The sequence below is a fragment of the Kribbella sp. NPDC004138 genome, from assembly GCF_053603655.1.
On record NZ_JBSGFZ010000013.1, the window covers coordinates 187,283 to 198,553 of the forward strand.

Consider the following 11,271-nt stretch of genomic DNA (forward strand, 5'->3'; position numbering starts at 1 on the left):
GCAGGCCTACTTCGCGATGTTCAGCGTCGTCCGGCCGATCCGGATCGAACCGCCGATCTCGGCCGGGACCGGGCGGGTGACTCGCTGGCCGTCCAGGTACGTGCCGTTGGTGGAGCCGAGGTCCTCGACCCACCACTGGCCGTCGGACTGGAAGACCCGGGCGTGCCGGGTGGAAGAGTAGTCGTCGTCCAGGCGGATTTGACAGTCCGAACCCCGGCCGATGATCACCGGCTCGTCGGCGAGCGACGCGCCGACCCCGGCCTGCGGGCCGTCCGCGATGCTCAGCGAGCCGGGCAGACCCTTGCGCTTCTTGGCCGGTTTCGCGGGCTTCGGCGTCCGGGAGGTCTGCGGTACGACGGCCGCGGCGGCGCGGCTGTCCACCTTCGCGCCGAACAGGTCGGACCTGATCACGGACAGCACCGCGAGGACGAACATCCACAACAGGGCCAGGAACCCCAGTTTGATCAGGGTCAGGGTCAGTTCCGACATGGAAGGTCAGTCACCACCCGCTGCTCGGCGGCTGGGCCATCGGCTCGTCCGCGAGACGCAGCGTCATGGTCGTGTTGCCGATCCGGACCGTCGAACCGTCGACGAGCTCGGCCTCGGTGCTCCGGCGGCCGTTCACCAGCGTGCCGTTGGTGGATCCGAGGTCGACCAGCACAACGCGGATACCGCCCGGGCCTTCCGGCATCAGGCGGATCTCGGCGTGCCGACGGGAGACGCCCGGGTCGTTGATCTGGATGTCCGCGTCGGTACCGCGGCCGAGCACCACGCCGGGCGGGTTGACCGGGCGGCGGCGGCCGTTCACCTCGAGCATGACCTGCGGGTGCCCACCGCGGCGCGGGGCCGGCTGCTGCGGGGGCTGCTGGTACTGCTGCGGCGGCGGCGGGGTCTGCACGACCGGCTCGTTCGGCGGCACGTAGGGCTCCTGCTGATAGGGCTGGGGCTCGTAGGACGGGCGCCGCTGGGGCGTCCCGACCGTGGCGCTGACCACCCGGAACTTACCGGTCGGCAGCTCATCCTGCTGGACCAGCTCGATGTCGATCGGCCCGGAGAACGTGTAGCGCTGGATGTCGGCGTGGTCCCGCAGTTCGTTGGCGAGCTCGTGGTTGAGGGTCCGGCCGTACGCGTTCAGCCGCTCGAAGTCGTCCGGGCCCAGCTCGATGGTGAAGTGGTTCGGCACCAGCCGGCGGTCCCGGGACAGGATCCGCGCGGTGTTGTCGATCTCACGCTTGAGGGCGGCCGCCAGCTCGATCGGCTCGACGTCACCCTTGAAAGCGCGCGCGAAGACACCGCTCACAATGCCTTCCAGTCGTCGCTCGAAGCGCTGCAGCGGTCGCACGCCTCCTCCTCCATGGTCGGTACGTCGGACGTCGTCCACCGGCACGGCGGACACACCGGGTACGACGATCGATCGTATCGGGAGGTTCGACCCAACCCGCAATGTGAAGCTCGAGCAGTTCCCGTGCTACTGTTTCTCCTCGTCGCCAGGAGATCATCTCAGGCGGCAGCGCGCGGGTGGCGGAATAGGCAGACGCGCACGGTTCAGGTCCGTGTGCCCGAAAGGGCGTGGGGGTTCAACTCCCCCCTCGCGCACAACGAAAGTCCCGGTCGAGTCGACCGGGACTTTTTCGTTGCCGGGCGAGAGCGATGTCACTCGCGCACCGGTCCGCGGGTGCGCGGGGCGCGGAGTTCGAGGACCGTGCCGTGCTCACCGTTCGGGCCGAGCTCGATCGAGCCACCCAGCGCGGCCGCCCGGTCGCCGAAGTTGCGCAGGCCGCTGCGCCGCTCGCTGCTGCCGATGCCGATGCCGTCGTCGGCGACCCGCAGGACGACGAAATCGGTGCCGACGGCGAGGTCGACCCGCACGGCAGCGGCCCGGGCGTGGCGGACGACGTTGGACAGCGCCTCCCGGAGTACGGCGAGCAGGTGCTGCCCGGCGTCGGGACTCAAGGCGTTGTCGAGCGGCCCGCTGACCGTGCAGCTCGGCCGGAACCCGAGCGCGGTCGCATACTCGTCGACGAGCGCCGTCACCGCGGAGCTCAGCGAGCCGCGCTCCTGCGCCCTGCGTTGCTCGAAGATCGCGTCTCGCAGGTCGCGAATGGACACGTCGATGTCCTCGACCGAGCGCGCGACCTGGCCCGCTGCTTCCGGCGGCAGCAGCCGTTGCAGGCCTTGGAGCTGGAGCCCGATGCCGAAGAGCCGGTCGATGACCGAGGTGTGCAGGTTCCTGGCGACCCGGTCGCGATCCGCGAGCACGGTGAGCAGCGATCGGCCGGCGTGTGCCTCGGCGCGGTCGAGAGCCAGCGTCGTCTGGTTCGCGAACATGGTCAGCAGGTCCGTGCCCGGCGTCACGCCGAGCACGGCGTCCCGAGCGGCCGAGACCACCAGGAAGCCGCCGTCATGGTCACTGCCCGCCGGAAGCGGGGCGATGATCGTCCGGCCGAGTTCCTCGACCTCGGGCAGCAGCGGCAGCAGTCCGTGCTCCTCGGCCAGCCGGGCGATGTCCTCGAACACGATGCGGTTCCGGCCGTCCATGATGTTCTCGGCCGACGATGCGCTGCCTGGGAACCGGCGGCCCACATAGGCCCCGAAGGCCGGTGGGCCGTCGACGGCCCTGATCACGAGGTCCTCGTCGTCCGTCACCAGGATCGCCCCGACCTGCGAACGGGAGACCTCCCGGGCCTTGCGGACGATCAGCCGCAGCGTGTTCTCGGGGTCGACGTCGTCGAGCAGTAGTTGGATGATCTGCGCGGTGGCCTCGTGCCATCGCTGCCGGCGTTCGGCGTCGGTGTAGAGGCGGACGTTGTCGATCGCCACACCGGCCGCCGAGGCCAGTGCCAGGACGATGCGCTCGTCGTTCTCGGAGAAATCCGAACCGTCGGCCTTCTCCGTCAGGTAGAGGTGCCCGTAGGTCCGATCGCGCGTCCGGATCGGGACACCGAGGAAGCTCCGCATCGTCGGGTGGCCGGCCGGGAAGCCGTACGAGCGCGGGTGCTGTGCCAGGTTCTTCAGGCGCAGGGACTCGGGGTGCTCGATGAGCAGACCGAGGATGCCGTGGCCCTTCGGGTAGGGCCCGATCGCCGCGATCTCGTCCTCTCCGACGCCGAACGTGATGAACCGGGACAGGTGCCTGCCGTCGGGGCCGACCACACCGAGCGCGCCGTACCTGGCGTCGGCCAGCTTGCACGCGGCCCGGACGATGCGCTCGAGTGTGCTGGTCAGATCCAGATCGGCGCCGAGGCCGACGACGGCGTCCAGCAGTTCCCGGAGGCGGTCCTGGGCGTCGAGGATCTCGTCGACGCGGCCGAGCAGCTCCTGCAGCAGCGAGTCCAACCGGACGCGCGACAGGGTATCCGGTTCGAGTGCGCCACCGTCCCATGAAGAGGCGGTGTTTTCCGGCGTAGTCACGCGAGCGTGAGCCTCCCCCAGAACAGAATCTCGGCACCGGGGTCCGGGGCACCTTTCTGCATTTCACGATAGCCCAGCGTGTCCGGGCCTGCCAGAAGTGGTGTTCGCTGCTCTGCGACCGGATGAGACGCCGGGTCGGCCTTCAGGTGGACGGCTGATGATGCCGGCTGCTGTCAGAGTGCCGGCATGGAGCAAGCGCTTGAGCTCGTGGGCCTCACCAAGGTGTTCGGGGAGCAGCGGGCCGTCGACGGTGTGAGTCTGACGGTGCCGGCCGGGTCGTTCTTCGGGGTGCTGGGGCCGAACGGGGCCGGCAAGACGACGTCGCTGTCGATGGCGGTCGGGTTGTTGCGGCCGGACGGCGGTACGGCGCGGATCTTCGGGGTGGATGTGTGGCAAGAGCCGACGCGCGCCAAGGCGCTGGTCGGGGTGCTGCCCGACGGGCTCGGCATGCCGGAGCGGCTGACCGGGCGGGAGGTCCTGACGTACCTCGGCCTGCTGCGTGGACTGCCGGAGGACGAGGTGAAGGCGCGGGCCGGTGAGCTGCTGGAGGTGCTCGAGCTCGACCATGAGGACGACAAGCAGGTGATCGGCTACTCGACCGGGATGCGGAAGAAGCTCGGCCTGGCGGTCGCGTTGCTGCACGCGCCGCGGCTGCTGGTGCTGGACGAGCCGTTCGAGGCCGTCGACCCGGTGTCTGCGGCGACCATCCGGACCATCCTGCACCGGTTCGTCGCGGGCGGCGGGTCGGTGGTGATGTCGAGCCACGTGATGGCGCTGGTCGAGCAGCTGTGTGACCGCGTCGCGGTGGTCGCCGACGGGAAGGTCGTTGCCGCGGGCACCGTCGCAGAGGTGCAGGCCGGCGGCAGTCTGGAGGACGCCTTCGTGTCGCTCGTCGGTGCGTCGACCCGGGGTGCCGAGGGGCTGACGTGGCTCTCGCACTGACGTACGGGACGTCCCGCACGCTGGTGCGGATGCGGCTGGCCGCGTTCCGGCACGCGCTCGAGGACCAGTTCCGGCGCTCGTGGATCGTCACCGGCGGGTTCGTCGGCCTGGCGCTCGCGGGCGGCACGCTCTGGGTGGCGGCGCGGGGCGATCAGGACACGCTGGGCGTCGTACTCGGTCTGTGGATGCTCGGGTGGGTGGTCGGTCCGCTCTTCGCCGGTGGCGGCGACGAGACGCTCAAGCCCGAGTACTTCACGATGATGCCGCTGCCTCCGCGCACGCTCTCCACCGGATTGCTGGTGGCCGCGCTGGCTGGTGTCGCACCGGCCATCAGCCTGATCGCCCTGCTCAGCCTGGTGGTTGCGAGCGGCGGTGTCGTTGCGGGACTCGTTGCTGTGCCCGCACTGGCGCTGCAGTTGCTCTGCATCGTCCTGGCGTCGCGTCTGGCTGTTGCGGTGTACGGAGTGCTGTTGCAGGTGCGGGCCGGTGCGGTGATCGCAGCGCTGGTCAACGCGTTCATCCTGGCGTTCACCGCGCAGGGGTGGGCGCTGATCGTCGCTTTCGTGTCGACCGACGTCCAGGGTGCGTTCGCGACGGCTGCGCGGATTGCTCCGTCGGGGTGGGGTCTTGTGGCGGTGGAGTCTGCTGGTCGGGGCGAATGGCTGCAGGCAGTTGGGCTGCTCCTCGGCCTGGCAGTGCTTGCGCTGGCGATGCTCGTGGCGTGGTCTGCCCTACTGGTACGACGTACGACGGTCAGCCTCACCGGCCGGAAGCCGAGGCGGGTGCTGGCGGCCAGGTCTCCCGAAGGGGCCGCGGCTGCCAAAGAGCTGCGGTCGTGGACGCGTGACCTGCTGTACGGGCACCGGGCCGTCTTTGCGATCGCCTACGGGCTGTTCTTTTGCCTGATGCCGTTGGCGATCGGGGTGAAATCGATGCTGCCATGGGCCGGTCCGGCCGCAGTGGTGATGGCAGGTTCGATGGCTGCCAACTTGTACGGCGCTGACGGTACGGCGTTCTGGACCACGCTGATGACGCCCGGCTCCAGCCGGCCGGACGTACGGGCGCGGCAGCGAGCGTTCCTGCTCGTCTTCGGGCCGTCGACGCTGCTGATCACTCTGGTGCTGACGTGGTGGTCGGGCGTGACCAGTGCATGGCCCTTGGTTCTCAGCGTGCTACCCGCTCTGCTCGGAGGTGCGGCCGGTCTGGTGGTGGCGTGCTCGGTGTACGCCGCCGTGCCGACGACCGATGCGCACAAGCGGTCCGGCAATCCGCTCAACTCGGGTGAGAACGAGGGCGAGACGATGGGCATCGTCTACAGTGATGCTCGTGCTGGTCGCGACGACCTGTGCCCCGGCGCTCGTCGTGACGCTCTACGCCGGCTGGTGGGGTGTGCCGATCGGCGTCGCGTCCGGCGTACTGGCTTGGTGGTACTTCGGGCGCGTGGCAGCCCGGCGTCTCGACGTACGGGGCCCTGAGCTCCTGACGCTGCTCAGGCACGGCCGGTCGCCCGCGGAGCAGGCCAAGAAGACCGCGGGGCTCGACGCCCTGCCCAGGTGGCGGCGTACGCTGGCCGGCTTCTGCCTCGGATTCGGGGCGATCCCGTTGTTCCCGCAGGCCCTCGTACCGGCGATCTTCAAACTGACCGGCAACGACGACACCAAGTCGTGGTTCCTGGCGCTTTACCAGGACGGACTGTGGCAGTGGGTCGTGATCGCGGTGATGGCCGCGCTCGGCTTGTCGATGTACGGGTTCGGCGGGCTTACCTGCTACCGCGCGAGGAAGCGCGCTCCGGGTGCGTCGGTCGTGGCAGCCGCAGAGTAGGCGCGCCGCGGTGCCTGGCGGTCGGGGCGACCGCGCGGTGATTGCGGAGCATCCAGATCGCCACTGCGGCCGCGGCGATCAGGCCGGCGATCCCGGCGTAGTCGGTGAAGCTCATCATGGGTCTCTTCTCCAGGGCGGTTGGCTCGGCGGCGGCGAGTTCCGCTGGCGTCTGACCGGAAAGTGACGGGCGCGCACCCGGCCTCTGATGACACTTAGGTGCCATGGCTCGACAATGCCAATAGGAAAGCGCTCGCTTCCGGATTGCGAAGCCTGATTAGGTGGTGGCCGGAGGTGGGGTGGATGCCGGACGGTGCGTTGCTGGACGAACGCGAGGAGCAGGCCTACCGGCTGCTCGTCGGACTGGCGGCGGCCAGGGCCGGTGACCTTGCCGAGGTCGCCGAGCTGCCGCAGCAGGAGGCCGACGAGGTGCTGCAGCGGTTGCAGGCCAAGGGGCTGGTGACGGTGCAGCCGGCCGACGATCCGGTGTTCCGGCCGTTGCCGCCGGACGTGGCTTTCGGTACGACGCTGCTGCGGCGCCAGGAGTCGCTCGAGGCGGCCCGGAAGACCGTGGCCGCGCTCAGCGAGGAGTTCCGGGCCAGCGCGAGCCGGCGCGACGCGCACCACCTGGTCGAGGTGATCGTCGGCGCCACCACACTCCGCGAGCGGCTGCGCGACCTGCAGAACGCGGCCCGCGAGGAGATCCTCTGGTTCTGCCGCGCGAACCCGCTCGCGATGCAGGGCGCCGACAACACCGAGGAGTACGGCGCGTTGTCCCGCGGGGTCCGGTACCGGGCGATCTACGAGCGCGCGCTGATCGAGACGCCCGGTGAGCTGGACTCGATCGCGGAGGGGGTCAGCTGGGGCGAGGAGGCGCGAGTGGTGCCGACGCTCCCGGTCCGGATCGCGATCGTGGACCGGTCGACGGCGATCTGCCCGCTGGTCCGCGACGACGAGCAGAGCATCGGGGAGCCGTCCGCCGCGATCATCAGCCGCGGCCAGTTGCTGGACGCGCTGCTGGCGCTGTTCGAGAGCTACTGGGAACTGGGGACACCGGTCCGCCTGCAGCCCGAGGATGCCGAGGAGTCGGAGGGGCTGGACGACTCCGAGCGCTTGCTGCTCTCACTGCTGGTCGGCGGCGTACCGGACAAGTCGATCGCGACCCAATTGGGAATCAGCCGCCGAACCGTCCAACGCCGCCTGGACCGCCTGATGGCCCTGGCAGGTGTGGACACAAGAACTGGGCTGGCCTTCCAGGCAGCCAAGCGCGACTGGCTCTAGCCCCACCCCGTTACGTCCGAAGAACTCGTGGGAGCTCCCACGAGTTCTTCGGACGTAAGTGAATTGTTAGTGGACGCCGTACGCGCGGATCACCGTCTGCGTCACGCTGCCGGCGCCGCTGGTCGCCTTCACCTTCAGCGACACGGTGTCGTGGGCGTTCGGGACCACGGCCAGGTAGTGGCCGGCGGCACCGACCACCGCGAGCCGCGTCCAGGTCTTGCCCTCGTCGAACGAGGCCCAGGCCTGCAGCGCGGTCGCACGCGGCGACTCGAGGCCGACGACGTGCGTCCGGGCGCCGACCCGGCCGGTCAGGTCGACCGGGACCTTGTAGTCGATCTGCTGCAGCGCGAGCGGCACTGCCTTGTCCTCGGCCTGCTTGGCCGAGCGGAACTCCCAGGAGGTCTGCGTCCGGGTACCCCAGTTCCACTCGCAATCGCTGTCGATCCGCTCGGTCGACAGGTCGAGTTTGTACGCCGCGTCCGCGCTGGAGGTGATCACGTCCTCCCACGCGTCCGGAAGGTCGGCGATGACCTGACCGTTGCGTGACAGGGTCGCCGACGCCTTCGTGGTCTCACCGATCGTGTAGTGCCTGGCCGCGTCGACGAACGCCGGGATGCGGAGCGACAGCCGGTCCCCGGTGCGCGTGGACTGCACACCAGGCGCTGCCGCGGGCCGTACGACCGGACCGAACCACGTCTCGTCGGACACACCGGTCCGGTAGCTGCGCGGTACGGACGTCATACCGCCGGCCAGCGGGTTCATCGTGTCCCACGTGTACAGGTGGTGCACGCGGTGCTGCCAGAGCGAGTCACCCGACGTCACCCACTCCTCCCGGACCTTCGGCGTCTCGACGAAACGCTGGGAGTCGTTCCACGCGTACTCCTGCCACGGCCGCCACCCGAACCGCTGCTCCTTGGCCCAGTTGAACCCGCCGTTGTCGGCGTACCGCGTAGTGATCCGGGCGCTGTTCGCCGTCGTCACCTTGTAGGTGATCTTCGCCGGGATGAACCCGCTCGACACCTGCTGTACGTCGTACAGGTACGGGCTGGACGTGGTGAGCGTGAGGTCGATCGTCGCTCGACCCTGACGCGCACGGGCGAGAAGCTTCTGACCGTCGTTGTACGTCGTGACCATGGCCGGGATCGGCTCGCGGTCGCCGACCGGACGCCAGACCGTCCACGCGGACCAGTCGGCCGGCCGGACCAGGATCACCGCGGCGGCACCGGCCTTCGCGGCCGCCTCGATCTGGTCTCCTTCGCTGCCGTTCCCCCAGCCGTCCTCGCTGGAGTCCAGAACCGCGACAGCGCCCTTCACGCCCTGCAGCGACGAGTCGGCGTACACCAGCGGGAACCGCTTCTTGCCCTCGTACGACGGCGACTGGTGCAGCAGGTTGATGTCCAAGGGGCCAGGGACCCCCTGCACCGACGCCTGGACCAGGGGTGCGACGAGTTGCCAGCGGGACGAGAACTCGAAGCTGCCGTCCGTGACCGGCTTCGTCGGCGTCACGTTGACCTGCTTGACGGTGCTGAAGTGCATGACACCGTGGCTGATCGACCGGCCGTTGCCGTACTCGCGGTGCACGTAGTAGCTCAGGATCGCCTGCTGTTCCGACGGCTTCGGGGTCTCGATCGTGATCGGGACCGCCTTCCGCGCGTCGATGACGATCTCGGTGTCCTTGCTGACCACGATGTTCGGGTCGGTGAACAGGCTGACCTGCTCGTCCTGCGGGTCGTAGTTCTCCACCAGCGAGTGCAGCAGGTAGGTGCCCTCCTCGACCTCGGCGGTGAACGTCTCGCCGTCCCCGATCCAGGCCAGGACGTCGGAGCGCGAGTTGTCGCCGTACAGCGAGATCACCGGGACGCCGGTGGGCTGACCGTCGAGGCCGACTGCGCGCAGCGTCACCTTGTGCTTGGGGCCGGCCCGGAGCGCGCCGACCGCGGTGTGGGTGACGACGCCGTCGGCGCCGGTGGCGACGATCCAGCCGCTGTACTGACCGCGGCCGAGCTTGGCCGGATCCAGCGTCAGCGGTACGTCGGCGGTGCCGTTCGCCGGGACCGTGACGGTCGCCGGCAGGCCGAAGCCATCGGTCTCCGGCTGCTTGTCGTCGAGGTTGGTGACCTGGACGGAGAGGTTCAGCGTGACCGCGGCATCGGAGTCGTTGCGGTAGGTGATGGTCCGGATGCCCGCGTCCGCGGTGTCCACGCCGAAGTCGGCCACGCCGCTGGCGGTCACCTTCTGCGCGACCGCCCGGGTCAGGTCGACCCGACCGGAGCCCTGCTGGTACACGGTCTGGTCCGGCTGCGTCTTCGCGGTGCTGACCAGCGCGTTCTTCAGCTGGTCGGCCTTCCAGTCCGGGTGCTGCTGCGCGAGCAGCGCCGCCGCGCCGGCGACGTGCGGCGTCGCCATCGACGTACCGGACGCGGAGGTGTAGAGGTCGTCGACCGGGCCGCCCATCGCCGTGCCGGTCGCGCGGGCGGCGATGATGCCGACGCCGGGCGCGGTGATCTCGGGCTTCACGCCGGCGTCACCGAGCCGCGGTCCGCGGCTGGAGAAGTCGGCGAGCTTGTCCTCGCGGTCGACGGCGCCGACGGTCAGCGCGGACGCCGCGGCGCCCGGCGTACCGACCGACTCGTCCTGGCCGTCGTTGCCGGCCGCGACCACGAACAGGGTGCCGGTCTGGGCGGTGATGTCGTTGACCGCCTGGCTGAGCGGGTCGGTGCCGTCGGTCGGGCCACCGCCGAGGCTCATGTTGACGACCTTCGCGCCCTCGGCCGCGGCCCACTCCATCCCGGCGATGATCCAGGAGTCGTAGCCGTACCCGTCGTCGTTCAGCACCTTGCCGACCAGCAGGTCGGCCTTCGGCGCGACGCCCTTGCGGGTACCGCCGGCGCCCGCACCGGTGCCGGCGATGGTCGCGGCGACGTGCGTGCCGTGACCGAAGTGGTCCTCGGTGCCGGTCGCGCTGCCGGAGAAGTCCTGGCTCTCCTTGACCTTGCCGTCCAGGTCCGGGTGGGTCGCGTCGACGCCGGTGTCCAGGACGGCGACCTGGACGCCGGAGCCCTCGTACCCGGCCTTCCACGCGTCCGGGGCGCCGATCTGCGGCACGCTCTTGTCGAGCACCGGACGGACCTTGCCGTCCAGCCAGATCTTGGTGACGCCGCTGTTCAACGACCGGGCACCCACGGACGGCTTCAGCGATTTCCACAGCTCCGGCAGCTGGTCCTTCGCCGCGGTCAGCGCGCGGCCGCCGATCGAGGGCAGCTGCCGCGTGGTCGTCGTACCGGCGAGGCTCTGCGCGGCGCGGGCGCCGGGCGTGTCCTTCACGATCAGCGGGAGGCTGGAGGCCGTGCCGTACCCGTCGGCGATCAGTTCGTCGACGTCGAACAGGTCCACGTCCAGGACGCCGGAGGAGACGAGCGGTACGGCGTCGCTCGGCAGCACGCGGAGCCCGCCGTCGACCTCGACCGTGTGGAACGAGACGCCTTCGCGGCCGGCGGCCGGTCGGACCGTGGCGGCCTTCTTGCCGCCGCCGGCGTCGGTCACTTCGACCACGTCACCGGTGATCAGGGTGACCGCGGACGTCGTGACCGCGGTGGACCCGGAGGGAGGGGCGGCGGCGGACGGGATCACCGTCGCCGCGCCGAGCGCAAGGACCGCCGCGGTGGTGAGCGCGGCGGCACGTCGGGTGGAGGACATAGGCGGGATTCTCCTTCGAGAGGCTTGGGGCAGGCACACCTCTGCTTCCGACAGAGTTTGCAATCCCGTCACACCGATCCGCCCTGTCCACGACCGCCGTGGATGCGACATGGCGCAACCACG

The 11,271-nt window shown here is 70.0% G+C and carries 8 protein-coding genes and 1 tRNA gene; 5 read left to right on the forward strand and 4 right to left on the reverse strand.

What is annotated here, in order from left to right:
- Window positions 1-6 precede the first annotated feature (6 nt).
- A complete protein-coding gene (locus tag ACWEOO_RS20275; protein ID WP_359934808.1) occupies window positions 7-489 on the reverse strand; it encodes an FHA domain-containing protein FhaB/FipA in 483 nt (160 codons plus the stop codon).
- Between the two features lie 10 nt (window positions 490-499).
- A complete protein-coding gene (locus ACWEOO_RS20280; RefSeq protein WP_359934806.1) occupies window positions 500-1,342 on the reverse strand; it encodes a DUF3662 and FHA domain-containing protein in 843 nt (280 codons plus the stop codon).
- Between the two features lie 170 nt (window positions 1,343-1,512).
- Between ACWEOO_RS20280 and ACWEOO_RS20285 the strand changes: the two genes are divergently transcribed.
- Window positions 1,513-1,596: transfer RNA gene (locus ACWEOO_RS20285), tRNA-Leu, on the forward strand.
- A 57-nt stretch (window positions 1,597-1,653) separates the two neighbouring features.
- Here the strand turns inward: ACWEOO_RS20285 and ACWEOO_RS20290 are convergent.
- Window positions 1,654-3,336 carry a GAF domain-containing sensor histidine kinase gene (locus tag ACWEOO_RS20290; protein ID WP_452144290.1) on the reverse strand — a complete coding sequence of 561 codons (1,683 nt, stop codon included), beginning with the start codon at window positions 3,334-3,336 and terminating at the stop codon, window positions 1,654-1,656.
- 261 nt (window positions 3,337-3,597) lie between these two features.
- On the opposite strand from ACWEOO_RS20290, the gene ACWEOO_RS20295 reads away from it, so the two are divergent.
- The 4 genes from ACWEOO_RS20295 to ACWEOO_RS20310 all read left to right on the forward strand — a co-directional run bounded on the left by ACWEOO_RS20295 (window position 3,598) and on the right by ACWEOO_RS20310 (window position 7,452).
- Window positions 3,598-4,353 carry an ABC transporter ATP-binding protein gene (locus ACWEOO_RS20295; protein ID WP_452144291.1) on the forward strand — a complete coding sequence of 252 codons (756 nt, stop codon included), beginning with the start codon at window positions 3,598-3,600 and terminating at the stop codon, window positions 4,351-4,353.
- Complete coding sequence (locus tag ACWEOO_RS20300) at window positions 4,338-5,828, forward strand: hypothetical protein (RefSeq protein ID WP_452144292.1); 1,491 nt, start codon at window positions 4,338-4,340, stop codon at window positions 5,826-5,828. Before ACWEOO_RS20295 ends, ACWEOO_RS20300 begins: the two co-directional genes overlap by 16 nt.
- Window positions 5,794-6,174, forward strand: coding sequence for a hypothetical protein (locus ACWEOO_RS20305; RefSeq protein ID WP_452144293.1), 381 nt, complete (start codon window positions 5,794-5,796; stop codon window positions 6,172-6,174). The genes ACWEOO_RS20300 and ACWEOO_RS20305 overlap by 35 nt, the downstream gene beginning before the upstream one ends.
- Before the next feature lie 300 nt (window positions 6,175-6,474).
- Complete coding sequence (locus tag ACWEOO_RS20310) at window positions 6,475-7,452, forward strand: helix-turn-helix domain-containing protein (protein WP_452144294.1); 978 nt, start codon at window positions 6,475-6,477, stop codon at window positions 7,450-7,452.
- A 66-nt stretch (window positions 7,453-7,518) separates the two neighbouring features.
- On the opposite strand, the gene ACWEOO_RS20315 is transcribed toward ACWEOO_RS20310, so the two are convergent.
- On the reverse strand, window positions 7,519-11,148 hold the full coding sequence (locus ACWEOO_RS20315; RefSeq protein ID WP_452144295.1) for a S8 family serine peptidase: 3,630 nt from the start codon (window positions 11,146-11,148) through the stop codon (window positions 7,519-7,521).
- Window positions 11,149-11,271 lie beyond the last annotated feature (123 nt).